The organism is Erythrobacter sp. HI0063 (assembly GCF_001635685.1).
Lineage (GTDB): Bacteria > Pseudomonadota > Alphaproteobacteria > Sphingomonadales > Sphingomonadaceae > Qipengyuania.
On sequence record NZ_LWFF01000107.1, the window covers coordinates 1 to 216 of the forward strand.

Sequence of the window (216 nt, forward strand, 5' to 3'; positions counted from 1 at the left end):
AGCGCCAGCACGCCGTATTCGATCAATTGCATCGCCAGCACCTGCCGCCGGTCCGCGCCGAGGACGCGCAGGATCACGGTGTCGTAGGTCCGCGCCGCACGCGCAGCGGCGATGGCCCCCAGCAGCACGGCGAGGCCCGCCAGCACGGCCACGCTTGCCGCCGCCAGCGTGGCGAGGCCGACCTGTTCGAGCAGCGTGCGCGCCTGTGCGAGAATG

The 216-nt window shown here is 72.7% G+C and carries 1 protein-coding gene; it reads right to left on the bottom strand.

From position 1 onward, the window contains the following. A partial coding sequence (locus A3736_RS04515; RefSeq protein WP_156501972.1) for an FtsX-like permease family protein occupies nucleotides 1-216 on the bottom strand: 216 nt, incomplete at both ends.